24 protein-coding genes and 2 tRNA genes are annotated in these 26,974 nt (G+C 49.5%); 15 read left to right on the top strand and 11 right to left on the bottom strand.

The genetic code is table 11. From position 1 onward, the window contains the following. Window positions 1-138 precede the first annotated feature (138 nt). The 4 genes from ACKFKF_RS08165 to lpdA all read right to left on the bottom strand — a co-directional run bounded on the left by ACKFKF_RS08165 (window position 139) and on the right by lpdA (window position 4,479). Window positions 139-1,269, bottom strand: a complete 1,131-nt coding sequence (locus ACKFKF_RS08165; RefSeq protein ID WP_446867286.1) for a hypothetical protein — start codon at window positions 1,267-1,269, stop codon at window positions 139-141. Window positions 1,270-1,421: 152 nt separating this feature from the next. After that, the gene (locus tag ACKFKF_RS08160; protein ID WP_446857632.1) at window positions 1,422-1,694 is read right to left on the bottom strand and encodes a DUF5340 domain-containing protein; all 273 of its coding nucleotides are present in this window, start codon (window positions 1,692-1,694) and stop codon (window positions 1,422-1,424) included. Window positions 1,695-1,810: 116 nt separating this feature from the next. Further along, entirely contained in the window at window positions 1,811-2,701 is an 891-nt protein-coding gene (gene trpC, locus ACKFKF_RS08155) for an indole-3-glycerol phosphate synthase TrpC (RefSeq protein WP_446857633.1), read from the bottom strand. A gap of 287 nt (window positions 2,702-2,988) precedes the next feature. Further along, entirely contained in the window at window positions 2,989-4,479 is a 1,491-nt protein-coding gene (lpdA, locus tag ACKFKF_RS08150) for a dihydrolipoyl dehydrogenase (protein ID WP_446867285.1), read from the bottom strand. 88 nt (window positions 4,480-4,567) lie between these two features. On the opposite strand from lpdA, the gene ACKFKF_RS08145 reads away from it, so the two are divergent. Both ACKFKF_RS08145 and ACKFKF_RS08140 read left to right on the top strand, forming a co-directional pair. Then, window positions 4,568-4,702 (top strand): hypothetical protein, encoded by a 135-nt coding sequence (locus ACKFKF_RS08145; RefSeq protein WP_446867284.1) that lies wholly within the window; start codon window positions 4,568-4,570, stop codon window positions 4,700-4,702. A 17-nt stretch (window positions 4,703-4,719) separates the two neighbouring features. Beyond that, the gene (locus ACKFKF_RS08140; RefSeq protein WP_446857635.1) at window positions 4,720-4,944 is read left to right on the top strand and encodes a hypothetical protein; all 225 of its coding nucleotides are present in this window, start codon (window positions 4,720-4,722) and stop codon (window positions 4,942-4,944) included. Between the two features lie 69 nt (window positions 4,945-5,013). Here ACKFKF_RS08140 and ACKFKF_RS08135 read toward each other — a convergent pair whose 3' ends face one another. Continuing rightward, window positions 5,014-5,811: a TrmH family RNA methyltransferase gene (locus ACKFKF_RS08135; protein WP_446867283.1), complete on the bottom strand. Its 798-nt coding sequence runs from the start codon at window positions 5,809-5,811 to the stop codon at window positions 5,014-5,016. A 161-nt stretch (window positions 5,812-5,972) separates the two neighbouring features. Further along, window positions 5,973-6,056: transfer RNA gene (locus ACKFKF_RS08130), tRNA-Leu, on the bottom strand. Window positions 6,057-6,189: 133 nt separating this feature from the next. Here ACKFKF_RS08130 and murA point away from each other — a divergent pair. From murA to ACKFKF_RS08115, 3 genes are all read left to right on the top strand, one after another. After that, window positions 6,190-7,641, top strand: a complete 1,452-nt coding sequence (gene murA, locus ACKFKF_RS08125; RefSeq protein WP_446867287.1) for a UDP-N-acetylglucosamine 1-carboxyvinyltransferase — start codon at window positions 6,190-6,192, stop codon at window positions 7,639-7,641. 136 nt (window positions 7,642-7,777) lie between these two features. After that, window positions 7,778-8,647 (top strand): M48 family metallopeptidase, encoded by an 870-nt coding sequence (locus tag ACKFKF_RS08120; RefSeq protein ID WP_446857637.1) that lies wholly within the window; start codon window positions 7,778-7,780, stop codon window positions 8,645-8,647. Then, window positions 8,626-8,707: transfer RNA gene (locus ACKFKF_RS08115), tRNA-Leu, on the top strand. Before ACKFKF_RS08120 ends, ACKFKF_RS08115 begins: the two co-directional genes overlap by 22 nt. Before the next feature lie 483 nt (window positions 8,708-9,190). Here ACKFKF_RS08115 and ACKFKF_RS08110 read toward each other — a convergent pair. From ACKFKF_RS08110 to ACKFKF_RS08100, 3 genes are read right to left on the bottom strand one after another with little or no spacing between them, the layout of a single operon-like run. After that, window positions 9,191-9,457 carry an FAD-dependent oxidoreductase gene (locus tag ACKFKF_RS08110; protein WP_446867282.1) on the bottom strand — a complete coding sequence of 89 codons (267 nt, stop codon included), beginning with the start codon at window positions 9,455-9,457 and terminating at the stop codon, window positions 9,191-9,193. A gap of 29 nt (window positions 9,458-9,486) precedes the next feature. Further along, on the bottom strand, window positions 9,487-10,113 hold the full coding sequence (locus tag ACKFKF_RS08105) for a TVP38/TMEM64 family protein (protein ID WP_446867281.1): 627 nt from the start codon (window positions 10,111-10,113) through the stop codon (window positions 9,487-9,489). 24 nt (window positions 10,114-10,137) lie between these two features. Continuing rightward, the gene (locus tag ACKFKF_RS08100; protein ID WP_446867280.1) at window positions 10,138-10,569 is read right to left on the bottom strand and encodes a hypothetical protein; all 432 of its coding nucleotides are present in this window, start codon (window positions 10,567-10,569) and stop codon (window positions 10,138-10,140) included. A gap of 178 nt (window positions 10,570-10,747) precedes the next feature. Between ACKFKF_RS08100 and ACKFKF_RS08095 the strand changes: the two genes are divergently transcribed. The 6 genes from ACKFKF_RS08095 to ACKFKF_RS08070 all read left to right on the top strand — a co-directional run bounded on the left by ACKFKF_RS08095 (window position 10,748) and on the right by ACKFKF_RS08070 (window position 14,954). Continuing rightward, a complete protein-coding gene (locus ACKFKF_RS08095) occupies window positions 10,748-11,653 on the top strand; it encodes a LysR substrate-binding domain-containing protein (RefSeq protein WP_446867279.1) in 906 nt (301 codons plus the stop codon). Window positions 11,654-11,881: 228 nt separating this feature from the next. Then, window positions 11,882-12,268: a cupin domain-containing protein gene (locus tag ACKFKF_RS08090; RefSeq protein ID WP_446867278.1), complete on the top strand. Its 387-nt coding sequence runs from the start codon at window positions 11,882-11,884 to the stop codon at window positions 12,266-12,268. Between the two features lie 76 nt (window positions 12,269-12,344). Continuing rightward, window positions 12,345-12,563, top strand: coding sequence for a hypothetical protein (locus tag ACKFKF_RS08085; protein WP_446867277.1), 219 nt, complete (start codon window positions 12,345-12,347; stop codon window positions 12,561-12,563). Window positions 12,564-12,704: 141 nt separating this feature from the next. Further along, the gene (locus tag ACKFKF_RS08080) at window positions 12,705-12,929 is read left to right on the top strand and encodes a hypothetical protein (protein WP_446867276.1); all 225 of its coding nucleotides are present in this window, start codon (window positions 12,705-12,707) and stop codon (window positions 12,927-12,929) included. Window positions 12,930-13,115: 186 nt separating this feature from the next. After that, window positions 13,116-13,673 carry a GNAT family N-acetyltransferase gene (locus tag ACKFKF_RS08075; protein WP_446867275.1) on the top strand — a complete coding sequence of 186 codons (558 nt, stop codon included), beginning with the start codon at window positions 13,116-13,118 and terminating at the stop codon, window positions 13,671-13,673. A gap of 969 nt (window positions 13,674-14,642) precedes the next feature. Next, a complete protein-coding gene (locus ACKFKF_RS08070; protein WP_446867274.1) occupies window positions 14,643-14,954 on the top strand; it encodes a hypothetical protein in 312 nt (103 codons plus the stop codon). Here ACKFKF_RS08070 and ACKFKF_RS08065 read toward each other — a convergent pair. Together ACKFKF_RS08065 and ACKFKF_RS08060 are read right to left on the bottom strand one after the other, a co-directional pair. Then, window positions 14,932-16,662 (bottom strand): ShlB/FhaC/HecB family hemolysin secretion/activation protein, encoded by a 1,731-nt coding sequence (locus tag ACKFKF_RS08065; protein ID WP_446867273.1) that lies wholly within the window; start codon window positions 16,660-16,662, stop codon window positions 14,932-14,934. The two genes, ACKFKF_RS08070 and ACKFKF_RS08065, sit on opposite strands and share 23 nt — an antisense overlap. A 140-nt stretch (window positions 16,663-16,802) precedes the next feature. Next, window positions 16,803-22,232, bottom strand: a complete 5,430-nt coding sequence (locus tag ACKFKF_RS08060) for a beta strand repeat-containing protein (RefSeq protein WP_446867272.1) — start codon at window positions 22,230-22,232, stop codon at window positions 16,803-16,805. A gap of 227 nt (window positions 22,233-22,459) precedes the next feature. Here ACKFKF_RS08060 and ACKFKF_RS08055 point away from each other — a divergent pair, with 227 nt between their 5' ends. The 4 genes from ACKFKF_RS08055 (at window position 22,460) to ACKFKF_RS08040 (ending at window position 26,809) form a co-directional block, all read left to right on the top strand. Beyond that, the gene (locus ACKFKF_RS08055) at window positions 22,460-23,944 is read left to right on the top strand and encodes a protein adenylyltransferase SelO (RefSeq protein ID WP_446867271.1); all 1,485 of its coding nucleotides are present in this window, start codon (window positions 22,460-22,462) and stop codon (window positions 23,942-23,944) included. Between the two features lie 16 nt (window positions 23,945-23,960). Then, window positions 23,961-24,527: a ribosomal protein S5-alanine N-acetyltransferase gene (gene rimJ / locus ACKFKF_RS08050; RefSeq protein ID WP_446867269.1), complete on the top strand. Its 567-nt coding sequence runs from the start codon at window positions 23,961-23,963 to the stop codon at window positions 24,525-24,527. Between the two features lie 2 nt (window positions 24,528-24,529). Continuing rightward, window positions 24,530-25,897 (top strand): tRNA uridine-5-carboxymethylaminomethyl(34) synthesis GTPase MnmE, encoded by a 1,368-nt coding sequence (gene mnmE / locus ACKFKF_RS08045; RefSeq protein WP_446867267.1) that lies wholly within the window; start codon window positions 24,530-24,532, stop codon window positions 25,895-25,897. Window positions 25,898-26,167: 270 nt separating this feature from the next. Then, window positions 26,168-26,809 (top strand): hypothetical protein, encoded by a 642-nt coding sequence (locus ACKFKF_RS08040; protein ID WP_446857657.1) that lies wholly within the window; start codon window positions 26,168-26,170, stop codon window positions 26,807-26,809. The last annotated feature ends 165 nt before the right edge of the window (window positions 26,810-26,974 follow it).

The raw sequence follows: 26,974 nt of genomic DNA, 5'->3' as shown, positions 1-26,974 counted from the left end.
AAAGGCTTGCCGGCTCTGCCCCCTGCCATTTTTTAGTCCATCGAACTCACGTTAAAGGTACGTCAGTTCGACAACTTTTTTCGCTTCGATGTTCTGCGCTTCTGCCCCCAATCTCACCGAATTCACGTTAAAGCAAAGCTAGGTGCGATTGCGGTAGATGCGGCGGCGGGTGAGAAAGTCTGGAAGGTCAATTTTGTCTGGATTTGACGGCTCAGTTTTGAAGGTTCGCCCCGCTTCCATCGTTTGAAGGGCGGCAAAGAGGTCTGCGACTTCCGGTGGGAGGTTGGGAATCTGATCCAACACGTCTTTGAGCCGCGTCACCTTTTCTTGAGCATTGTAAAAGCGATCTTTCCAGTGCTGTACGGCGGCCTCATACTCGCTGGCCTGCTGGGCCTGACTGAGAATTTGCTCTTGCATTTCGGCAGATTGTCGCTCTAGCTCGGCAATGCGCGTTTGACTGAGTTCTCGATCGGCTTCCAATTCCTGACAAGCTTGCTGAAGGAGGACTTGATTGGCCATCTGTTTGGCGATCTGCGCTTCGAGTTCTTCGACTCTGGGTGGCAGGCTGACTTCTGAGACGGGGGGAGAGTCCATCCCTTGCGCGTAACTCGAAGCAATTGTTTCTGGGGCAAAATCTCCTTCTAGTCGCGCTTCTAGCTCGTTGATTGCAGTGTGACGATCGCTCAACTCTCGATAGAGCCGCATGATTTGTTTTTGTGCGTCACCCAACTGCGCTTCTAGACTGGCGATCTGCGATCGAGCCGCTTCTAACTCTGAACCAGATTGCTGCTCTAGAGAGGACTGTAACGCTTCGATCTGACGCTGCTGGATCTCGGAGCGATCGGACAGGGCCCGTAGCTGCTCTAACTCGCACTGTTGGCTCTGTAGAGACGCTTCTGCGGCTTCTAATAAGGCTTGATAGTGACGTTCTCGCTCTCTAGAGGCGTGGATTTCTTGCTCTAATGAGGCTTGTTTTTTGGCAAATAGCAGCTTGAGCTGGTGGATAGCCTGCTGCTGGACGTTGGCGATTTCTTCGGTCGAGGCGAGTTGATGCTCTAAAAACTGCTGGTCAGTAATCTGCGATCGCAGTTCATTAAGATTAGCGATCGACTGATCCAGCGCTTGCTCTAGATTTTGAATCCGTTCCGTCTGGTTACGAAGTCGCTGTTGTAGCTGGTCTAGCGCTGCCGCCGTTGAAGTGTCCACTGTAAAACTAACGGAGTCCTGATCCGCCCATTCAGAACCATGAGAAGAGTTCGGCTCGACCACCTGGAACCTCCCAAAAATCGCTCCCAAAATTCAGCTACCCGCGCAGCCAAAAAGGGTCTTGAGCGATCATAAATATTGCGATATAGCTTACACGGATTGGCCGTTTCCTGCCTCCGTAACCGATTAAGTTTTGCGATGGGCTGCGGCAATCTCTAAACTTTTGGCTCCTGTGGCAAGATAGCGGCTTCTAGGGGAGGCGCTTCGACTCGGTTGAGTGACCAGCGATATTCGATCGGTAGCTTGAGGCGATCGCACTCAGACTCTAGCTGTTTCTGTTGAGAAAGCGCCTTGCGAAGCGTAATGATCAACTGCTGAACCTGTTCGCGCTGTTTCCCTTTGTAGCCGACTGCAAACATCGTCTGACGCTCTAAGAGTTGCAGCAGTAATTCGTAGTGAATGTGCGAAGGAAGAGGAATTGGCTCCATGTAACGCTAACCTACTGCGGGTAAATAAGATTGAGCAGAAAAAACCAGACAGATGTAGAATCCTGGATTTTAGACGCATGAATGTACTCAAGTTCAAATGTCTAAAGTTCATTCGTCTAAAGTCTAGCCCCAACGAGTTGCGCGAGGGCTTGACCAGGATCAGGCTGCTTGATTAACGATTCGCCAATCAGGACAGCTTTAGCACCTGCTTGTGACACCAGGCTCAGATCGTCGGAGGTGTGGAGTCCCGATTCGCTCACGACCAGAATATTCCGATCGAGAAGCTGGCTTCGTCGCTCAGACAGCAAATGAGTCGTGGTGTGCAGGTCAACCGAGAAATCTTTGAGATTCCGATTGTTGATGCCCACCATCGTCACGCCCTCTAGCGACAGAACGCGATCAAGTTCTTCTAGAGTATGCACCTCGATCAGAGCAGTCATGCCCAATGTTTTGACAATCTTCAGGAAATACTGCAAATCTTTGTCAGAGAGGATCGCAGCAATCAGCAAAACGGCATCTGCGCCCTGCGATCGGGCCCAATACATTTGATAGGGATAAATGATGAAGTCTTTACACAATAGCGGTAGATCCACTGCTTGGCGAATGGCTGCCAGGTTTTCAAAGCTCCCCTGAAAGAACTTCTGATCCGTCAGCACCGACAGGCAAGTTGCGCCCCCCGTTTCGTAAGACTGAGCGATCGTCACTGGGTCAAAATCTTCGCGAATCACCCCCTTACTTGGAGAGGCCTTTTTTACCTCTGCAATCACAGCCGGGGTCGTTTTGCCGTTTTGCAGCGCTGCCAAAAAGTCACGAGGAGCCGGAGTCGTCAGCACTTTTTTCTGCAATTCAATCAAAGGCACCCGATCGCGCTTTTGGTCAACTTCGACTTCTTTGTGCCAGACGATTTCCTCCAAAATATGACGCGGTTCAGAGCCGGGAATCGTAGACAGATAGCGTAATTCCTGCACAGACACCCCAGGATTGGGCGAACGACGGCGAATCTCCATTGGGCTAGTCACAAATAGCAAAACTTGACATGGCGCGACTGCAAGAGGGGCGGGCCTCCAGCAGAATCTCATTAGTAGCGTAACGCAATTCGGGGAAGGGATGAAGGAGGGAGTAGGGATGGGGGAGGAGGGAGGAGGGAAGAGGGAAGAGGGAGGAGGGAGGAAAAAGGGAGGAGATGTGAGGTGTGAGATTGAGAAAACACAGGTCAGGCTTTCAAATCAGGTGCGACTCAAATCAGTACAACTTACTTTTCATCCCTCCTCCCTCTTCCCTCATCCCTCATCCCTCAATGCGTTGCCGCCCGTTTGTAGGCTTCGTCTAAAATCTCGGACAGCGTGGGATGGGTGTGGACGAGGAAGGCCAGCGAGTGGACAGATTGACGGTTGGCGATCGCGTTGGCGGCTTCTTGAATCAAATCTGCGGCGTGGAGTCCGATAATGTGGGCCCCCAAAACTTCGCCCGTGTCGGAGCGGTAGATTAGTTTGGCGATGCCTTCAGATTCTCCTTCCGCGATCGCTTTGGCGTTGCCTTTAAAGTAAGTTCGGACAGCAGATACTTCAAACCCTTCAGTCTTGCCCAATTCTTTGGCCGCAGGTTCGGTCATGCCCACAAAGCTGATTTCGGGATGGGTAAAGGCGGCTGCGGGAATGCTGCGATAGTCGATTTCGCGGGGACGAGCGCAAATGTTCTCAATGGCCACGACTCCTTGAGCGGCCGCCGTATGAGCCAGCATCATTTTGCCCGTCGAGTCACCGATCGCCCACAGATGAGGCACCGACTCACCATCTGACAGGACTTCCATACGATCGTTGACGGGAATGTAACCCCGGCGATCGAGTTCGACGCTGACGGTTTCGAGTCCCATGTCTTTGGCGACCGGAATCCGACCTGTGGCGATCAAGCAGGCATCGACTTCTAAAACTTCGACAATCTCTTTGGTCTTAGCGTCTGCAAGCTCAATCACGACGGGCGATCCCGGTGTCACCTTCATCGCTAACATGCCGACTTTAGTTTCAATGTCGCGAGGCGTGATCAGAATGCGTTGGGCCAGCTTGGCAATGTCGGGGTCAAACCCTGGCATCAGTTGATCCAGCGCTTCGATCATCGTCACTTCACAACCTAGAGCCGTGTAAACATCTGCAAATTCTAGACCGATGTAGCCGCTGCCGACGATCGCGATCCAGGGGGGCAGGCTTTCTAGCTTGATCGCATCGTCACTGGTGAAGACGGTCTTACCATCAATCTGCGCTCCCGGCGGCACAAACGGGATAGAGCCGGGTGCCAGAATAATGTCTTTCGCCCGAATAATTTTCTCGCCCGCGTCGGTCGTGACGGAGACTTTTTGCGACCCGGCGACCCGTCCCCAGCCCTGAATTACGTCTACACCGATGCGCTTTAAGCTACCAATTAAGCCTTCTCGCTGCTTGGTGACAATCCCGCTGGCATGATCGGCGATCGCTTGACGATCAAACGCCACATCTCCAACTTGAATACCCAATGACTTCAAATGGTGTGCATCACGCAACTCACGAACTCGCCCAGCGGCCGCCAACAAAGCTTTGGAGGGAATGCAGCCTCGATTAACACAGGTGCCGCCCATATCTGCTGCTTCGATGATGGCAGTCTTTAGCCCACAATCGACCGCGTGAAGAGCCGCACCATGCCCCCCAACGCCTGCGCCAATAATGACCAAATCATAATCAAATTCGCTCGTCACGTCGTCCTCCCGGTGCAGTTTCTCTTCTTTATTCTCATCTGTGTAGGGCGCATCAGACAACTGTTCTCTGGTGAGTGAGGCCTATGATACGATTTCGGCGGGTTGAATATTCGATCGGGAATGGGCATCTTAGTGAGGGTAGAAATCTGTGAAAACTGGATCAACCCGCTTTACGCCGATGGTTAAGTGTCGCTCTCTGAGTGATTTTTTGAGAGGTTGCCGACCCGATTTTCTGACGGGCACTCGGTTTCAAGCCACAGCCGTTCGGCGTTTTGATCCTTGAATTTGGAGTCAAGCACTATGGATTCGCATCAGCAAGAACTGCGACGTGCCGCAACAGAAGCCTTTTTTGAGTCGCTCGACAAGCTCCAAGAAACGTTAGGTGTTGATGGGCAACCTGTGCCAGTTTCTCCCCAAGAAGCGGCTCCCAACCAAGAAGACAGCGAACCTGAAATGAGTCTGGCGAGTCTAGAGCAGGCTGTAGCAGATATTGAGCAATTTATGCAGGCGAGAGAAGAAAAATAGCTTTCGCCCCCTGAATCCGATGAATCCTTTACTTCGGTTGCTGACCTTGAAGGCTTTCTAAACGTCTCCTTAAGCCAGATTTGTCGAATCTTCAGAGGCGCTCTGTCTTTTTGCTTCATACAACAGTAGGGCGGCGGCGATCGCCACATTTAACGACTCCACCCCTGGACTTAAGGGAATCGTCACCTGACAATCTGCCAGCGCTCTCAAGTCTTCAGACAGTCCCGCCCCTTCATTACCCAACAAAATCAGGCTGGGCCGACAAAAATCCACTTGCCAATAAGTCTGCGTTGCGGTCGGAACGGTGGCCACAATCTGCATTCCTGCCGCCTTGCAGTTGAGAATTTCTGTCCTCAAATCCGCACTCACCGCCATCGGCAATCGAAACCACTGACCTGCGGACGATCGCAACACCTTCGGATTATCCAGATCTACGCTGTCGTGACTCAGCCACAGTCCATCTGCCCCTGCCGCCGCCGCCGTGCGAATCATCGTCCCCAAATTGCCCGGATCTTGGATGGTTTGCAGCATCAGTCCGAGTTGAGGGAGATGAATCGAATTGGTATGAATCCGTTCAATAGTGGCAACGATGCCGTCTGGTTCGACGGTGGTGACGATCGCTTTGAGGACTTCAGGGGCGACAAGGAGCGATCGTTGAGCCGTTTCAATGGCTTTCTGCCCCAGATTAGGGTGCTGACTCAACCAGGTTTCTGTGTAGCAAACGGTGACAAAGGGCACTTGAGCGAGACAGGCTTCTTCGATTAAATGCGTTCCTTCGATCAAAAAAAGCTGCTGCTCTCGACGGTCTTTGGCGCGATGCAATTTGCGTAGCTGCTTGACAAGCGGATTTTGCAGGCTGGTTAACATTGCAAGGCAGTACTGAACTTTAGGAGTCGCAGAATGATTAAACTTTCGTTACAAACACACGATCGCTCGTAAGCAAATTCACGGCGTAACCAAAGGCTCTTCACAAACAAAAGACCCCGCTCAAAACTTTTTAGTCTAGTGCAGAGTCTTTTTGTCAAAGATGCGGAACCCGGGACTTGAACCCGGAAGTCCTTGCGAACACTAGAACCTGAATCTAGCGCGTCTACCAATTCCGCCAGTCCCGCATGAACTGTTTTAGCGTCACGATCTCCTATACTGCTGCATGAGTTCATAGTTTGTCAAGCGTGACCTTAAAAGAATTTTGTTGATACCAGAAGCGACTCACACGGTTGTTTTTAGCGACTGTCAGATGAAAGGCTGGACATCTACGAAGTTTCCGGTAGAATCGAAACCAAATTTGACGTTGTAAAAATATTAACCCAGGAGGACAAACCCATTACTTCCGCTCTCAACCTGTCTAATTCTTATTCTTCCCCCGAAGAAAGTAACTCGGTACTTCAAATCTGGGGCAAAACGCCTCTAAGTGGTCATGTCAACATCAGTGGGGCTAAAAATGCGGCTCTGGTGGTGATTGCAGGAGCGTTGCTGTGTTCTCAAGACTGCCGGATTCGCAATGTTCCGCTGCTGGCGGATGTGACTCGCATGGGTGAGCTTCTATCAGCGCTGGGCGTGAAATTTCGGCAGCACGGAGATGTTCTGGATATTGACGCAACCCAGATCAGTCATTCAAAAGCGCCTTATGAGTTGGTGAGTCAGCTTCGGGCCAGCTTTTTTGTGATTGGGCCGCTGTTGGCGAGATTGGGGGTGGCGCGGGTGCCGTTACCGGGGGGCTGCTCGATCGGGGCCCGTCCCGTTGATCTTCATGTGCGTGGCTTGCAGGCAATGGGCGCAAATGTACAAATCGAGCATGGAATCGTTCACGCCCATGTGACAGGAACCAGCAAGCGGCTAAAAGGGGCCAAAATTTATCTCGACTATCCCAGTGTGGGCGCGACGGAAACCTTGATGATGGCGGCGACGCTGGCAGACGGTGAGACGACGATCGAGAACGCCGCTCAAGAACCAGAAGTTGCAGATCTGGCCAATTTTTGTCGAGCGATGGGAGCCAAAATCCGAGGAGCCGGGACGAATACGATCGTCATTTCTGGCGTACCCCATCTGCACACAACTGACTACAGCATCATTCCCGATCGCATTGAAGCGGCGACGTTTTTGATGGCGGGGGCGATCACGCGATCAGAAATCACCCTGTCTCCTATCATTCCTGACCACATCACGGCGATCCTGGCCAAAATGCAGGAAATCGGCATCAGAACCGTGATGGACAGTCCGAATCGGATGCGAATTTTGCCCAAACAGCGTTATCGATCGACCGACATCGAAACCCTGCCTTACCCTGGTTTTCCCACAGATGTGCAGGCTCCGTTTGTGTCTCTATTGACCCTGGCGGAGGGTGACAGTGTGATTAGCGAAACGGTGTTTGAAAATCGCCTGGGACACGTCCCCGAATTAAACCGAATGGGGGCAGACATTCGCGTCAAAGGCAATCACGCCATTATTCGCGGCGTTTCGATGCTGTCGGGTGCGCCTGTAGTGGGGACTGACTTGAGAGCCTCTGCGGCCCTAGTGGTGGCAGCTTTGGCAGCCGAAGGCAAGACCACGCTTCAGGGATTACAGCACCTCGATCGCGGCTACGAACACCTGGAACTCAAACTTCAAAAGCTCGGAGCCAAACTTCAGCGCGTCCAGGAAGACACCATCACGGAGCCGATGCTAACCCCTGTCGATTCTCCCGTTTCGTCAACCTAACTCCAGCGATGACCTGATGAACGATGAATGGCACTCGATCGACCTTCATCCTTCATCCCTCATCCCTCCTCCCTGTTCGCTCATCCCTCCTCCCTGTTCGCTATACTGACTTTGAGAGTCCTTTCTAGCTCCCCACATGTCTTTCTCAAAGTCTCTTTTGATTGGATTAAAGGCTGATCAATTCCGCCACCCTCTGGATTTGGAAGCCACCAATGCCCTCAAGCAGCTTCCCGGATTGGATATGGTGATCCGTAATCTGCTGGGCCCCGTGGCAGAACAGTTTTTTTATCTAGAAAATATCGCCTCCAGCATTCTGGTCAGTGAGCAACAGCTTCCTCACCTTCACGGTTTGTTAATTGAAGCCTGCCGCGTGTTGGACATTGAGCCGCCTCAACTGTATGTCCGTCAACACCCGGTGCCCAATGCTTACACCTTTGCGATGCGTGGCAAACAGCCCTTCGTCGTCATGCACACGTCGCTGATTGAGTTGCTGACTCCCGAAGAAATTCAGGCGGTCATTGCTCACGAGTTGGGACATCTCAAATGTGATCACGGGGTTTATCTGACGCTGGCCAACATTATGGTTTTGGCGGCGGGCCAGCTTCCTCTGGGAGAATTTTTGACGCAGGGATTGCAGAGCCAAATTTTAGCCTGGGTGAGATGTGCAGAATTTACGTGCGATCGTGCTGCCCTGCTCGCTACTCAAGACCCCAGAACAATTATGTCGGTGATGATGAAACTGTCGGGAGGCTCGCCCTCGCTGTCGAGCCAACTAAATCTAGATGCCTTCATCGCTCAAGCGAGAGCCTATGACGACGTTAGCAAAAACGAGCTAGGCGAGATGTTGAAGCAGTTGCAGACGGCACAGCTAACTCATCCGGTTCCGGTTTTGCGGGCGCGAGAAATCGATCGCTGGGCCAGTAGCCAAACTTATGAATCCTTGTTGCAAGATCGAAAAGTAAGCTACAATGGTGAAGCGAAAACGGGCGGATGGCGAAACTGGTAGACGCACCACACTCAAAATGTGGCACCGAAAGGTATGGGAGTTCGATTCTCCCTCCGCCCATCAAACTTAAGACAGCATTGTTCAACAGTCCCAGGCAACGACTAGGCTTACCGCCGCGCGAACAACCTTTGCAAATCAGACAACTATTTTGAGACGCAGCGACTTGTTTTGTTAAGGTGCGGTGATAGGTGGAATAAGAATTACTCGTGGACTGCCTTCTTGGATTTAATCATCTCAATTACATTATTGTGCCCCGCTCGATCGCATTGTTAGACTGTGCCTCATCGATAGGCTTCTAACCAGGATCACAAAGTTTCAATTCTGACGCTTCCACCCTCAACAGCATCAACCTGCAATCGATGATCGTAAAGTAGTGCCATCCCCAGCAGGGGTTCTGTTTCTGATTCTGCAATATAAATTTCGCGGTACTGCCCATCCCGGTAGTCAGGGCAAACGCATAAAAAAATTGGGTGACTGCCCTGCAAGGCTTCCAGACCTCATGGGCAGAAATGCTTAGAGGCTGAAATCCTTAATCTGAAAGGATCAACAATTTTCATGCGTTTGCCCTGGTACACAGCCCATGTTAAGGCAATCTCCGCCCATTAAATGTTTTTCGATCAGTGCCACCTTCAATCCTAGCCCTAATCCTGCGACCCCTGCGGCAACAACCAATCCAGCAGTTCCGGCTCCAATCACGACGAGATCGTAACAATTGGCAGGTTGAGGATTCACCCAGTCCATTGGATGCACATGCGAAATCAGGCGTTGATTATGAATATCAAGTGGAGCAGTAATCAATTCTTCTAGCATCGTGAAAACCTATTTGCAAAGTCTGAACGTTATCGTGAATTGACGCTTTTCTGAAGAGCGCTGCGGGCAATGCGGGTGATATAGAGCGTCACTGCGACAGTTGCAATCAAGCCAACGATGCGGATGACCCATTGCACTCTCTGGGCTTCCGGACTTTGACCTGAGTTCTGAATGGTCGCCAGACTACCTGCCAAAGAACCAATGTACACATACATCATGGTTCCAGGAATCATGCCTACACAGCCGAGAACATAGTCCCGCAAAGACACTTGCGTGATGCCCAGAGCATAGTTCAAAAGGACAAAGGGAAAAACGGGGGATAAGCGCGTGAGCAAAACAATCTTTAGCCCTTCGCGTGCGATCGCAGCATCGATCGCGCTGAATTTATCATGACTAGCGATTCGCTTAGCCACCCAGCCTCGCGCCAGATATCGTCCGATGAGAAATGCCAATGTCGCACCGATCGTTGCTCCGATAAACACATAAATCGTTCCTAGAGCAACACCAAAAACCACACCTGCTCCTAATGTTAGAATCGAACCTGGAATAAACAAAACAGTTGCTAAAATATACAGCCCGATGAATACAACTGCGCTAACAGTGCCTAAATTCTGAATCCAAATTAGCGTTTCGTATAGTGCATTTTGAAGGTTCAATGGTTCTACTCCTTTCACTTCATCCTATGAATTGTTGAGTGAGCGAGACTGAAATTGCAAAAAGAATGCAGTACCAGTGCCCCAAGCGGCATTCAGGATCAAACCCAAGAAAATTCCGTTCGGCGTAACCGGAACTCCTTGCAGCGGGAACACCACAAAAATTGAAACTAGCGTAGGAGCAAGCATCCCAAATAGGAATGCTACGCCCCAGTAGAAAAAACGCTGTAGAATTCGATTGAGCACAACAGCCAGACCCATTCCCCAAACTCCTCCCCAAAAGGCTAAAGACCAGAAGAAGGGAATTCCAAACGGTCTAGTTGGGGCACTTGGATAAGGGGCAATGGGTGTGAAAGCGATCGCATGTAAAAAAGCCAGCATTCCTTGATGAAATACCAGCGTGGACATAAATCCAGCCACGAAAGCAATCAGAAATCGCAATAATTTACGCTGAAACATAATTAGATCGAAATATTGCTCAAGTCGGACAATTAGCTAAAGATACCTGCTGCGATAAAACAAATAAACGTAAACTCATGAACGACTCTCATGCGGAAGTTGCACGAATCCTCCTTCCTTGAGGTAAGATTTTAGGTAGGGAAATCGTGGATTAGCAGGTTATGTGAACCCTTTAACAATGGATATATCAGTACTGCAACTCTTCGTGGAAGTTTTCAGGCAAGGTAGTTTTGCCGCTGTTGCCCGCGATCGCAATCTCGATCCTTCTTCGGTTTCACGGGCGATCGCAGGTCTAGAAGCAGAAATAGGAATCCGATTATTCCAGCGCACCACGCGGCAATTATCCCCGACCGAAGCCGGGATGACCTATTTTGAGCGTGTCGAGTCACTGGTTGAAGAACTCCATCAAGCCACTGCCATCGCGACAGATGTTTCCAGCCAACCCAAAGGAAAACTTCGCGTCACAGCTTCCGTTTCTTTTGGTCTCAAGTGCATTGTGCCGCTATTGACCGAGTTTAATCGACTGTACCCCGATCTCACAGTCGATATACTGCTGTCCGACACCATTGTTGATTTGTTCGCCGAACGAATCGATCTGGCGATTCGACTTGGACTTCTTCCAGACTCAGCCCTTATTGCCCAACAACTGATGCCGACTCACTACTTTGTTTGTGCCAGTTCAGATTATCTCAAGCGATCGGAACAACTTAAAAACCCCGTCGATTTAGCGCAGCATAACTGTCTACTATTTCCGTTCGCAGGGTTTCGATCTAGATGGATCTTCAAGGATCAGAAGGGAGAACTGAGCGAAGTTCCAGTTTTTGGACGCACGTTAATTTCTAGCGCAATCGCTCTTCAGCACTGCGCGATCGCAGGGATGGGTTTAGCTCTGCTTCCGAACTGGCTGATTGGCGAGGATCTACAAGCTGGGATACTCATCAACGTGTTTCCAGATTACGAAGTGACGGCAGCAGATTTTAGCACCGCTGCTTGGCTTGTTTATCCTTCGCGTGCTTATATTCCACTTAAAGTTCGAGTCTTCATTGATTTTCTTAAGAATTTTATTTCGAGCTATGTTTGCTAAGATTCATCTGTCATTGCCGCAGGCTAACAAGTCGATGAAGCGGACGGTCAAAATATCTTGGTAGAGTCGTCAAGGCTATCTGCCGCCGCTTATCTTAGTCGTTATGCCGCTCACGTTTCGGCTGGTGGCAGTGGTTTGAAGTCATTGGTCAGGAGGCTTATCGTGTCGGTACTTGACCATTTTGAGCAAATGTACTAGATCTGTCTCAGTCGTTTTTAAGAGGCAAACATGGACACGATAGACATACAATCTGCACTTGAATCTGTCGGCAAGCTCGAAATTACAGAGCAAACCGCAAGTAATGATGCCAGCGCAGCAATGAAAGTACTTGGTAATTTCAATCAATGCATGATGGGGATGGTCTGCTTCTCAGGCTCAACGCCCTGGGAGCGTCACCCCGATGATGAGCTTCTTCACATCTTGGCAGGTAATGTAGATGTCACAGTTTTGAGTGATGGTTATGTGAAGGAAGTTTCTCTGCATACAGGGAGCATTTTTATCGTTCCATGTGGCTTGTGGCACAAACAGCATTCACGCGAAGGTGTAAAACTGCTTTTTGTTACATCGCAAGAAGGCAATGAAGCGTCAGACGCAGAAGATCCTAGCGACATTTAGAGGGTGTGGTTTGGCAATGATTAAGGTCGGTTGGAGAAGTGCTAGGCTGATGGAATGATGACTAGGAGACTCTGATATGGCACCCACTGCTCAACAAGTTTATAACGAGGTCATTCGAGCTTTATCGCCGACAGAACGCTTGCGGTTGGCAACGCTAATTCTGAATGAGTTAGTTCAGCAAGATTCGCCTATGATTGACCAAAGTGATGCTTGGACTGAGCAGGATCAGATGGATGTTGTTAATTTCTCGTTGCAATATTCAGCTTCCCTGTTCCTCGATGAGGAGGCTGTTTAGTGTCATTTAATCCTGGTGATTTGGTGAGCGTTGATTTTCCGGGTGCAACCGGAATGAAACGTCGTCCCGCTGTTGTTTTGTCATCTGCAACGTAATTATGCGATTCGTCCAGATCTTATTGTCGGTCTGATTACTTCTCAAATGAAAGGATTAGGCGCGACGGATTACGTGCTTCAAGATTGGGCAGCATCCGGGCTAAGAGTTGAATCCGTGTTTCGGAGTTTCATTGTTACGCTACCAACTTCTACCAATATTGTGCAAATTGGTCAGTTGTCAGAACGAGATTGGAAAGGTGTTCGTAGCTCTGTAAAAATGGCTTTTGCCGAGTTGGATAATCCGTTGAACAATCAGTCAACCTCGCCGTAGAGATCGCGGCACAACAAGTCGCTGCACCAGAACAATGAGATTAGTCGGTTGAGTTTGAGAAGTTGCCTGTGTCCGGTGAGCGCGGACGTTATGCGGCTCAATTTGTCGGTGAGGGAACAAGCTAAAGCTATTTATCGTTTAGCATTGAGTGCAATCTCGTTGAATCAACGTTAGCAACGTTAAATGATGAGCCTACAACTTTCTTTTCAATCTCTATTGATCGGCACAGAGCGTGAGTTATTAGCAGATTGGTTGTCGAGCGATCGCTGGATGTATCACAGAGATCCTCAACTGAGCCGAGAAAAAGTGCTGGAATGGGTTGACCAGGGCGAATTTACTGGAACTAATTGTCAGACCTTTTGGATTGTTGCTAACTCCGATCAACGAGTTGGATTGATTCGATTGTTCGATCTCGATGACATCGATGATGGTTCTCCTATGTTCGATTTACGCATTCAATCTGAGTATCGAGGACAAGGCATTGGTAAGAGAGCACTTCAATGGTTGACGGCTTATTTGTTTGAAACATGGTCTGAACTTGAACGCATTGAGGGCAGTACTTGTGTTGATAACCTCGCGATGCGGAAAGTTTTTTTACAGTGCAATTATGTAAAAGAGGGGCACTTCCGAAAAGCTTGGGTGACTGTCGATGGCAAACGGTTAGATTCAATTTGCTATGGAATTCTGCGGGAAGACTGGATAAATCAGACGATTACGCCTATAAATTGGAATGACGAGATGTAAACTTACGGTCTGTTTTGTTTTGTAGCTTATGGCGATCGCTGCATAACCACCCGGTTGGAGCGGACTGGCAGAGATGCTTGGTGTTGTGGCAAACGTTACTGGCAGCCGCTCACTTTAGCCGTTAGCTGGCTTGGGTTATTGGAGGAACGTTCATAGACACTGTTGGCGAGAGCAGATTGATTGAGAGGTGTTTGGTTGTGAGTAGTTGGATTGTTACTGTGAGGCAGTTTTAGTAGAAAAGCTTATTCATAACAGCTTCAATCTTGACCGGACTTGGGACATACAAAAATTCCTCGAAAATGTTTCTGAAGGAGTTCTTGATGCTTACAACTATTGTGGCGGAGAAGATAGTGATTCTTAGCCGAGATTTTGCCCATTTGAAGTCCAAGGACAAAACACTCACGCTGTTAATTTAACGTGGCAAGGTGGAGATGGCTGAATGGCATTCTTGACTATCAAAGACAACTGCTAAGAGCCGCACAAGTAGCTTGCGAGGGAGATATGAACAGTGTCAAATGGTACGATTCTTTTAGTACTCAGAGTGAATCCATGTTGTCGCGATTCGTTCCTCTAACCAATCCACCTAAGCCTTCCTCAGCAGAACGCAAGCTCAAGTCTATGGAGTCACAAGTTTCCTAAAAAGAACGCAAGCTCAGGTCTATGGAACCATCAACCTCCCCAGGAGACCTTAAACTCAAGTTGGTGCCACGACAAGCTTCCTTAGAATCGCGAATTAAATAAGATCGTTTATTGCCAAGCGACTTCGCCCCCTAAATTCCCCATTCTGGGGGACTTTGAGATCAAAAAATTCTGGAATTCAAAACGGGTTTGAGCTTCAAAGTTTCCCAAATTTGAGAGATTTAGGGGCTGCAACCCATTAAAACGAAGCCAAAATCAACTGACCAAGCATATTTAGAGAATTTCAGGCTAATAAACTCGCGTTCCTTAGAAGAACTCAAGCGCAAGTCTATGGAATGGGTTCTCTCCGTACAAAGCCCCACCAAAACTCAGGTTGACTCGAACTTCACCAAACCAGCCTGGCTTCTTCCCAAAGTGAGCGATCAGGCAGACGTTGAAAGGGTGAATAGCAATCCCAACAAATCGCTGCACTCATCCTTCTCTAGTTCTCTTGTCTGGCGATCGACTCGCCTTGGGGTGGATGAGCTGCGTCGTTGGCAGGTTCTAAAAACAAAAGCGAGAAATCGGACAATTCCACATCTGGTGAACCCGCATTCAATCCCATTCCTCGCTCAACCGATTAGAGGCGGTAGCCCACACTGAAAAAGAACCCCTTGTCTTGAGCATTGTTGCCTTCGTCGGTCAGTCTGACAAACGGGATGGCATAGTCGAGACGCACCACAAACCGGGGAGCAGGTTCCCAGATGAGTCCAAGCCCGGCGGCGGCCAAGAAAGTTTCGTTGGTTAGCTTATTAGGATTGCTCGATTTGTTCCAGACTGAGCCAGCTTCGATAAAGGGCGCAAGCTGCAAGGTTGGCACCCCAGACGCATCGCGCAAAATGGCAATTCGATCTTCGAGAGACAGCCGGAAACCATTGTCACCCGATCGCGCATTTTGCCGATAGCCCCGCAGAGATTGTCCGCCCCCAATTACAAACTGCTGAGACGGTAACAAACTGTCTGGAGTCAATTGCACATCCGCTTGAGCGATTAATAAGTGATTGTTGCCAAGACGCTGAACGCGCTGAATCTGACCCAACCAGCTAAAAAAGCGACCATCAGGAACCGGATCATTATTGGTCGTAGCATCGAACACATCCAGACCGAGACTAAACTGCGATCGTAGCGCCCAAGCTCCTTGAGGGTCTCGTCTTACATAATCTTGACCAAACTTCAGTACACGAGTCTGGCTATTGCCATCTGCGTCGGGGCCAATTCCAAATGGGAAAGGGGTGTCGTTAAAAAGAAAGGTTTGCCCGTCTTGAAAAGCAAAGCCTAGAGAAAGCGCTAATTCTTCGCGGGGCGTGCGGATAATCGGCTGACGATAGCTGACTTCATAAAGCGTCGTATTACTCCGAATGTCAAAGGCTGCAAAATCAGAGGCAATAATTCTACTCTTACTAGGAGACACGCGAAGCTGAACTGTGCCATTCATCGCATTCACAGGCACCCGATAGTTAAAGTCAAACACATTCGAGCCACCCTGGAGCGATCGAAAGTAGGAGACACTCACTTCATCCCCTAGTCCGGTCGGGTTGCGGTAGCTCAAAACGGCACCCAGTCGCTCAGATCCGACGCTCGGTGGCGAGAAGTTATCCACCCCGATGTAGCCGTTCACGGCTTGAGATTCTTTGACTCGCAGGGTGAGAATGCTTTGTCCGAGTCCAGTTCCGGGGCGTAGACTGGCTTCTACATTGTCAAACAGCGGGTCAGATTTGAGCAGTCTTAGCTGATCTTCTAGGCGGTCTTTGTTCAACGGAACGCCCGCCCCAAGTTGAACGCGACTGCGAACGTAGGACGGCTTCAATCGCTGAGTGCCCTCGATATCAATTCTTTCAAGTGACCCTTCAACCACCCGAATTTGCACCACGCCCTCGACGATCGCCTGATCCACCAAAACGGCTCTCGACGTGATGAAACCCCGGTTTAAGTAAAGCTGAGTAATCGCGTCTGCAACCGTTCTCAATTCTTCGAGGCTGACAGAGCGACCTTCGATCGGCGTAGTAATCGGCGTGATGTCACCTGGCTTGAGAATCGTGCTGCCCGTCACTTCGATTTTGCGAACGGGAATGGTAACTGGGGCAGTGAGTTCGGGAGCGGTCGGAGTGGGTGTGGGTGTGGGCAACGTCGGTTGCTGGTCGCTGGGCGGGAGGGGCTGAGGACTGGGAATCGGCTGCGGAAAGCGATCGAGGCTGGGATTGGGAAGCGTGGTGGGGTCGGATTGAGCGATCGTCGGGGCAGACATCGCAAAGACCGCCAGAATGACTGGAAAGGCAACTCCACAACTCACCACAAAAGACCTTAAAGACATCGGACTAGTACCCTTGGTTAAACGGCTGAGACTGAAAATTTAATCTGAGAAGGTTGAACGCTGGAGAATGACGGCTTCAGGTCTTTGATAACCGCAAGACACGGTAACACAGATCACACACCAGCGAATGAGATTTTGAATTACTGAGACTTGGATGATGACTTAATCGATCGCGGATTGACGACGACTTCTCGCACACATTCACGAACGCCTTGATAGTCATCTAAACTCGATTCGGGCTTTGTCTTAACAGCACAGAGAATCGAATTGGGTGTGTCAGGCGTAACAGCAGGCGATGGAGGAGCAGCTTGCTTGAGATCTCGTCCCAGTCGGGTTTCTTCGTCCAGTTTGAAGACGGAATCATTGGTCAACCTAAAGCGGGTGATGGTATCGACTCCCTCGGTTGCTGCCGTGCCTGTAAAGCTGCCTTTTTTGTCGTTGGCGACGATCGTCACTCTGGCAATTCCCGCAGCGTCGGTGGCCGATGAGTGCGTGGTGAAGTTGCCGTTAAAGCGACCTGTCGGCCCTTGAGTTGGCACCTGGAAGGTTACCGTTATGCTGGGGATGGGATTGCCAAATCGATCGCTGACCTTTGCCTGTAAGGGATTGGAGAAGGCTTGCCGAATGGTGGCATTTTGGGGCGTTCCTCCAGAAGCGGTAACCGAAGCGGGACGATCGGGCTGATTGATGAGGCTAAAGTTAGCGGGAGTGATGCCCGAAACGGTGGCAGTGGCGGTGAAGCTTCCAGCGATCGTGTTGGCTTGTATGGGAATGCGAACCTGACCCGTTTCGTCAGTGCGCGTGGTCAGCGTTGTGACTTCTCCTGTTAGACGGCCGCTGGCTCCAACTGTCGGCAAACTTAATGTCACCGCAACATCATTCACCGGATTGCCAAACTCATCTCGCACGATCGCTTGTAGCGCATTGTTGAAAGGCGTGTTGACGATCGTTTGTTGCAGGGTGCCGTTTGTTCCAGCGATTTGTGCAGGATTGCCTGTGTTGTTGAATAAGGTGTAGTTGGCAGTGGTTGAAACTCCATTCACACTAGCGTTTCCGGTATAGCTTCCAAAGATGGTATTGGCTGCGATCGTGACGGTTGCGGTTCCAGTTGCGTCTGTGTTGGCGTTAATCGTGGTGACTTCTCCGGTAAAGCGGCCACTGGGGCCGAGTGTTGGCACGCTAAACGTCACAGTGCTGTTGGGAATCGGGTTGCCAAACTGGTCGGTGACGAGCGCTTGTAGCGGGTTTGTAAAGGCCGTATTGACTCGTGCAGTTTGCCCCGATCCGTTTGTGGGCGTGATGCTAGAAGGTGCGTCGGGTAGGTTTCTCAGGTCAAAGTTGGCGGGAATGGCTGCGCCTGCACTCCCGATCGTGGTGAAATTTCCGGCGATCGTGTTGGCTCGAATGGGAATCGAAACCGTCCCGTTGGCATCAGTGACCAGCGTTGTACTTCCGGTAAAAATGCTACTCGCACCGCTTTCGGGAGATTGAAATACAACGTTCACATTCGGAATCACATTGTTGTAAATATCGTATACCGTTGCTTGTAGATTGGCCGCAAAAGCTGTGTTGACGGTTGTACTTTGGGCTTGTCCACCTGTTGCACCGATGAAGTAGGGGGCTGCTGGATTGACGATAATTCCGGTTTGGCTTCCAGTGATTGTCGAAGTTGTCGTATCCATTGCTGTCAGCGATCGCGTTCCCGCAGTTGTCAGCGTTCCAGTGAATGATCCGACTCCGTTTGTTAACGTTGACGTACCTGGCAAAGTTGCATTCGTATCATCGCTGCTAAATGCGATCGTGCCACCATACGCTGTAACAATGTTGTCGAATAGATCAAATGCAGTGACGGTGAATCCCTGTGAGATTCCGGCAACCGTTGGTGACGCAAATCCTGCGACATTAAAGCGACTAGCTGCCCCCGGATCATTCGTCAAATTAAAACTAATCGGGGTTGCAATTCCACTTGTATTTGCGCTGACGGTGTAGCTTCCAGCTTTGGTATTTGCGGTTGCAATTGTGCTGGCTTGACCCAAAGCATCGATCGTCGCCGGACTGGTTACCGTCGCACTTGCCCCCGTCGTTGGAGCCGTAAAGTTAACAATGCCGCCTGCCACAGGTTCGATCGCATCATTCGCATTAACCGTTACACTCAGCGGATTGGCAAAAGCCGTGTTGACCGTTGTGTTTTGGGGCGTTCCACTGGTTGCCGAGAGGGTAAATCCTTTTGACTCAAATGCGCCAATATCGGGATTTCCGACTCGTGCCACACCTCTTTGATCGGTTGGAATGGCGCTATTTCCAGCATCGATCGCACGACTACCTGGCAGTAAAGCATGAGTTTGAGTCGGCCCGCCATAGTTTCCAAGTGGAGCCAGCAAAGGATCGACGGGAGCGGCGATCGTGCCCACCACACTGCCATTCACCCCATTGGTAAAGCCTATACTGCCGTCACTTTTACCGATTAGATTGTTGCCTTGATCAATGAATGAGCCAGAAACATCTGGGCTTGTTGCATCACTGTTGTTGGCGATAATTGAATTGCTAATGTTGACGGTATCGTGACTTCCCAATCCGCCGCCTTCTCCTGGATCGGTGGAGGTATTGTTAGCGATCGTGCTATTTCTGATGGTTAGATTGCCATCATTGTGAACGCCAGCAGAGTATCGACCCTGGTTGCCAGAAATGGTGCTGTTGGTAATGGTTCCAGTGCCACTGATTACCCAAACGCCTGCCCCATAATCTGTGTCAGTGTTGTTGCTGACGGTGCTGTTAGTGAGATTAAGAGCGTTGGTCGAATAGATGCCTGCCCCACCATTAGCCGAGTTGTTGCGGATGATGCTGTTGGCAACCGCTAGCGCACCCTCGTTATAGATTCCACCGCCTTGACTGCTGGCTCTACCGTTTGCGATCGTCAACCCATTGAGATTCACCGTTGTACCAGAATTGATCGCGAAGACTCCAGAGGTATTTCCACCGCTGACGATCGTATTGCCTGCGCCTGCACCATTCAGCGTTTGAGATTTGGCGATCGTCACCGATTCGGTATAAGTGCCTGCTGCTGCGTTGACCGTTCCGCCTGGAGCGACAATATCAACCCCATTTTGAATTCTGGCGGTGTTGGCAACATTCACAATGTTTGCGGTACTGCCTGTAACCGTGTTGGCGACGATCGGCGCTTGCAAATTGACCGTTCTCGTGGTGCCAGTGTTTTCAACTGTGACAGTGTTGCCTTGAATGTTTTGCAGCGTGACATCGCCGCCTGTGTCAAAGGTTCCGACTGCAATATTGACGTTGCCTGTCCCGGCATTGATGCTAGTTCCTGGAGCCATTGTGATCACGGCGGCACCGGGATCTCGTTGAGCGGCGATCGCGCCTACATCGTTGGCAGACAGCGTGAGATTGCCGTTATCTGTCGTGACGTTGGCGTTCACCAAAATGCTGCGACCTGCTTGTAGCGTTAAGTTGCCACCATTCCCGGTTGGATTATTGCTCGTAACCGCGTTCTTGATCGTAATGTCGTTATTGGCTTGCAAAACTACATTCGTCCCGGCGTTGGTCAGCGTTGTGATTTGACCGGGTGAAATTCTTACAGAAGCGGTGGGATTGTCTGTAAACAGCGCACTTGAGAGGCTGCTCTCACCACTGGTATAGGAAATGATGTTCGATCGTAAGTTCTGAGCATTCGGCTGCGGATTGTGAAAGTTTGCTGTAGTCAGCCCCCCAAATAACACCAATCCCTGATCTACGAACTGTTCACCTAGAACGATCTTGGTCGGGTTAGGAACATCCCGGACTAAAGGAGCCAAGCCTGCCCCTGAAACGGTTGCATGAGCAAAAGAGCCACCAGAGAAGCTAGTCCCGGTTGGTGTAAAGGGCCCATTAAAAATTGGATGTGCAGGATTGACCGCAGCCACACTGCCGGAAGAATTAGGATAGTTGAGGGTGACACCAAACCCCATTGAGAAGCTTCCGCCCTGGTTGGGTGCAGCATTCAAAAAGAGCCGTCCGCCTTGCCTTACCCAAGTGTCGATCGCCGTCGAATTGGATGCTAGATAAGCATTGAGGCGATTGGCTCGTCCGTCGCTGCCATCCAAATAGATGAAGGTGTAGTCATTGCCAGTCCCCACTGCAAACGGAGAACCCGTCGCCGTCGCCAGCGAGATGTTGTCCCAATTACCTGTCCCAAATACTGAATTCATCGCACTGGTATTTGAATTGGTGCCAGTACTTCCCCAGATCGGATCACTGATGTAGGCAGCCCGTTGATTGGCGATCGTAATATTCTTAGGGTCGAGCAGCAGTGTGCCATTCAGTCCATTCACCGCAGTAGCGTAGACCATCCCCTGAAAATTGAGATTGTTTTTGCCCGAAACCTCAACAAAGCCACCGTCTCCGCGAATCGTTCCACCTTCAGCGTTGATCGTGCCAAAAAATCGAGTTGCCTGATCTGACCAGACAATCACCCGACCACCCTGACCGATTTCTCCAGCGTTAGCGCTGATTACAGAATCGTTGGTGACAGTCGTGCGTGAGGCATTGGGCGCAGTTCCTTTACCCTGAAAGTCGCCGCCAATCAACACGGTGCCCCCATCTTTTGCGCTAGAAGCATCGAGTTTGGCGTTGACCAGTCCCACTTTGTCGCCCAAAACTTGAATGATTCCAGGAGACGCGCCAGCCGCAGAAACTTGACCGCTGACAATATTCGTCCCGGCATCAGAGGGAATCGGGGTGTCTGTGCGAGTCAGTTTGATCACGCCATTTTCAACCGTCACTCCGGTTGCATTTGCGAGTTGCTGACCTGTCAGTAAATCAGGAAGTGACAAAGGACTATTGGTGGAATTAATCACGGACTTATCGGCGATCGGCAGATCCAAACTCAAGACACTGTCCGCTTGATTAACGCGAACCAGTTTCTCTCCGGGGATGGCGGCGATCGTAATGTTGCCTCCGGGCGCAGAAAGGGTGCCTGTATTGATCACCGTTCCACCCAGCAGTGTGAGGCTCTGACCCTGACCTACAGACAGATTGCCAGCATTGAGCAAACTTCCTGACGTGATAAAAGCAAAGCTGTTAGGAGCGCCAATTAAATCAGCATAGTTGTTCGTTCCGACCGCGTTGAACCAGGAATTTGCACCAAACTCGATCGCATTTGCAGTCGTCGCTGTGAATGATGCAGGAACATTCAAACTTGCGCTATTGCCAAAAATAATTCCCGCTGGATTTACCAGGTAGAGATTAGAATTTCCACCGCTAACTTGAATCAATCCGTTAATCACAGACGCATCGCCACCGACCACGCGACCGAGAATATTTTGGATGTTGGGATTAGAAATGAAATTGGCAATCTGATTCTGATTTAAGCCAAACTGTTGAAAGCTCTGGAATAGATTGGCTCCAGATTGAGTTCCTCCGGTGATGTCAAATTGATTGTTGTTGGGTGTGACGATCGTTCCCGTTCCGTCTGTGGCAGGTGCAATCTGGGCGTGGAGTCCCTTAGTGCCAAAGCAGGTCAGGAGTGTCAGAAAAATGAATAGAGCTTGAGCTTGTTTGACAATTTGACGCTTCACCGAAATTTCTCCAGGGGTTTTTTACAAACTTAAGAAGGGCAGCCATCATTTAGGCTCTACTTACGATGGGTAAAGTCCGTAAGAATACTGAGCTATTTGGACTTAAAATGGTAGTTCTTACCTACGTTCGTCAATTTGCCCAAGTTTGCGCCGCAACTAACGGACAAAAAGGCTTTCTTTTGCGTAAAATACGAATGCTTTAGTCATGACTGCGTATCCTCGGTAGGATGAAGAAGACGTTGCGATCGCCCCTTCTCGTTTTGACTTCTACCGACTCTGAAAAACAGCCCAATCCCCTACTGACGCTTAATTACGAGCCAGCCCTCGAACATCTGGGCGACGATTTCTTCGATCGCGTCTCTGCCGCTCAGTTTCCCCAACAGATCCTCAGATTTCGCAATAACGACGTTCTGCAACAGATCGGGCTTGACCCACGATCGGTTACGGATGCGGATTTCACGGAGGCGTTTGGCGAATTTCACGGACGCGAACCCTTTTTAGCGCTGCGCTATCACGGCTACCAGTTTGGCGGATACAATCCTTTTTTGGGTGACGGACGCGGCTTTTTGTATGGACAAGTCCGAGGAATTGACGGCGAACTGTACGATTTTGGCACCAAAGGGTCAGGAACTACGCCCTATTCGCGAGGCGGCGATGGCAGACTAACGCTCAAAGGCGGCGTGAGAGAAGTGCTGGCGGCAGAAATGCTGCATCGATTGGGAGTCAGAACTTCTCGCTGTCTAAGTCTGGTCGAGACGGGAGAATCTCTTTATCGGGGCGATGAGCCGTCCCCTACCCGATCGTCGGTGATGATTCGCTTTAGTCGATCGCACATTCGCTTTGGCACGTTTGAGCGATTGGCTTATCTCGATCGCAAAGATTTGATCTCAATCTTGTTAGACCATGTGGTCGAAGTTTACTATCCACATTTGATTGAGAAACCTGACCGCTACGCGCTTTTCTATGCAGAACTGGTGCAAAAAGTAGCCGATCTAGCGGCACAATGGATGGCTTCTGGATTTTGTCACGCTGTTTTGAATACCGATAATATGTCGGTCACGGGAGAAAGTTTTGATTACGGGCCATTTGCCTTTATCGAAACCTATAATCCCAAGTTTACAGCCGCTTATTTTGACTATGGTGGACGCTACAGCTACGGCAATCAACCGGGGATGTGTCTGTGGAATTTAGAGAAGCTTCAGGCTCCGCTGCAAAAAGTGGTTGCGATCGCCGATCTCGAATCTGCTGCATCCAATTTTGAGGCTGATTATCAAAAAGCCTATCAACAAAGAATGCTTTATCGGTTAGGATTCGATCAGTCAGAAATGGCGCAAGAGTTGGTGTATCAAACCGTTCGATTTCTCAATGATTCTCAAGCTGACTATCAGGACTTTTTCTCACAACTAACCCATCAATTTTCTAGAGATTGGCGAGAGCGTCCCGCATCGATTTTCAAAAATGTAGTGATGCCTGATGAAGCGTTAGTTGGTTTGCTCGATCGCTGGCGACAAACCTATCATCAAGCCTTAAATCAGTTTCCTGAAGATCAGATGTCAGAAATTGTAAATCGATTGGTTCACTACAATTCTGAAGTCTCCTTGATCAGACCGACGATCGAATCCGTTTGGAAGTCCATTACTGAAGAAGATAATTGGGTTCCTTTTAATCAATTGGTTGATCAAATTCAGGCTAAAAACTTTAGATCTCCATAAAAAGAATGGGTCAGGGATGATGATTGATCCTCCTGTGTTTTCAACGTCAAGGCTGATTGTCCGGCTGCTTTCACAACGAGATATTCCTGCTGTGATCAACTACTACAGCGACAATCGAGCGTTTTTAGAGCCATTTGAGCCGCTCAGACCTAGAAACTTTTACACTCGTGAGTTTTGGTCACAGCAGATTGATAAAAGTATTATTGAGTTTAGCTACGATCACTCACTCAGACTGTTTTTATTTAAGCGATCGCAGCCTGATCAGATCATTGGTTCCGCTAATTTTACTCAAATGACTCATGGTGTTTCCTACACTTGTTTTTTGGGTTATAGTTTGGCGCAATCTGAACAAAGTAAAGGCTATATGACAGAAGCTCTACAAACGGTAATTCAATATGTTTTTCGTGACATAAATATGCATCGAATTATGGCAAATTATATGCCCCACAATCGACGTAGCGGCAGCGTTTTGAGACGGCTTGGTTTTGTGGTCGAAGGATATGCTAGAGACTACCTACTGATTAATGGCAAGTGGGAAGATCACGTTTTGACCAGTTTGATTAATTCTAATTGGCAAGAATGAGCATGATGGGAGAAACAATTGTCGCGATCGCCACAGCCATTATTCCTGAACAAGGAAGTGTGGGAATTGTGCGAATGTCGGGGGAAAAATCGGTAACGATCGCTAAAATTCTCTTTCATTCTCCAGGTTCTCAAACGTGGGAAAGTCACCGAATTCTCTACGGCTATGTGCGCGATCCTAACACTCAGAAAACGGTCGATGAAGCCTTACTTTTATTGATGTTTGCGCCTCGTTCTTACACGCGGGAAGATGTCATTGAGTTTCACTGTCATGGTGGAATTATGGCTGTTCAACAAGTGTTGCAATTGTGTCTCGAACAAGGCGCAAAGTTAGCGCAACCGGGAGAATTTACGCTACGAGCTTTTCTCAACGGGCGACTCGATTTAACGCAGGCCGAGAGCATTTCTGATCTGGTCGGTGCCCGATCGCCGCAGGCTGCTCAATTTGCGATCGCCGGACTCCAGGGCAAACTCGCTCATCCCCTTCGTCAACTGCGCCTCACCTGTCTGGATATTCTCGCCGAAGTCGAAGCCAGAATTGACTTTGAGGAAGATTTGCCGCCTCTCAATCAAGCTGAAATTCAGACCCAATTGGCCCAAGTTCTCATCAATGTCACTCAGATTCTCAACACCGCCGACCAGGGCGAACTGCTGCGATCGGGCTTAAAAGTGGCGATCGTCGGCCGTCCCAATGTGGGCAAGTCCAGTTTGCTGAATGCCTGGAGTCGCAGCGATCGCGCCATTGTCACCGATTTGCCAGGGACGACTCGCGATGTGGTGGAGTCTCAGCTAGTGGTGGGCGGCATTCCGATTCAGGTACTCGATACGGCGGGAATTCGAGAAACGGAGGATCGGGTGGAAAAGATTGGCGTAGAACGATCGCGCCTGGCCGCTCAGTCTGCGGATCTGGTTTTGTTGACGATCGACGCTCAAATTGGATGGACAGAAGCCGATCAAGAAATCTATCGACAGGTCAAAGATCGTCCTGTGATTTTAATTCTTAACAAGATTGATCTAGGGGGAGCGATCGATGATTTGCGATTCCCTTTAGTTGCAAAAATTGTAAGAACTGCGGCCGCTTTTAATCAAGGCATTCCTGACTTAGAAGCAGCGATTTTAGAAACAGTTCAATCCGGAAAGATTCAGGCGGCTAATCTTGATTTAGCGATCAATCAACGTCAAGCGGCTGCCCTGACGCGGGCAAAGTCTGCACTTCAACAAGTGAGTGAAACGATCGCAAATCAGCTTCCTCTTGACTTTTGGACGATCGACTTGAGAAGCGCCATTCAATCGCTCGGCGAAATTTTGGGAGAAGATGTCACCGAATCTGTACTGGATCGCATCTTCAGCCGATTCTGCATCGGGAAATAAAATTTACTTGACTCGGCCCGTCGATCCGTGTATTCTTCCACATTAAGCTAATTCATCGGAGCAGTCCGAACCCGTTGGCCTACCTACATCACTAGTCGCCGCTCAAAGCTGAGGCAACAGCAATGAGCAGCTAACCCCCTATCTGACCATGAGCAGTCAGGGGGCTAAAAGGTAATCTTATCATTCCTTTTAGCCGCCCCATTTTTATTAACTGTGCAGGGTGGCTAGTTTTTTGGGTTCTACTCGACCTCAAATCCACAAGGAGTCATGATGACACCCGATTTTTCCATTCAAAAAATTTACCAACGGCTACTGTCTAACTCGATTCAGTTTCAAGAAAATGCGGGTGACTTTCTCGATCGCCTCGACCACATTGGTGTACTCATTCAGTTGAGAGAATCGGAGCCTGCGCTGGGTGAAGATATTCATAAACTGATCATTTCTGGACTCGAAAAAATCAAAGATCTGTCAGCCCATCTCAGAGAATTGATCCACAAAAATTCTTACGATGGCGACGAGCTAAATCTGCTGAGAACCGTGTTAGAAAATCAGGACAAAATGCACCTGATCAATGAGTATCGCTATGTCGTTGGCTACGAGTGGCTGATTCGTCCTTACAACGTTGAAAAGAAGATCATTGAAACGCATCGAGGCGACCTGATTTTGATGAATGAGGCTTACAACTTTCTGGTGATTGAACTGAAATTCTTTAAGAATACTGGAGAATTTTGGCGCAATGTAGCTAGAAAAAATCGCAGACTCAAGCATGTGTTTCAGCAAGCCAAAAAGTTTGAGGATTTCTTTGCTCAACAGTTTCCCTGGACTTACACTCAAAGTTTAGCCATCACCAATCTAGGCATGTATAACCCCAGAACCAAAAAACTACTGCAAAGAATTGAATATGAGGACTAGTCATCGGACGAGTTATCTCGCTTAATCGATTGACAGACTATCCGAAAATTAAGCGGGATGTGGTTGAGCAATACAAAAATTAACAGCATTTTTGAAGTTAAGTTTTGTACCTCAGCCCCTTCTCAAATCACTGTCCCAGGATCGTTAGAAAAGCTGAACGTTGCA

Source organism: Phormidesmis sp. 146-12 (assembly GCF_052939495.1).
Note: the sequence above shows the minus strand (reverse complement) of the source record. Positions and strands in the feature narration are given on the sequence as shown.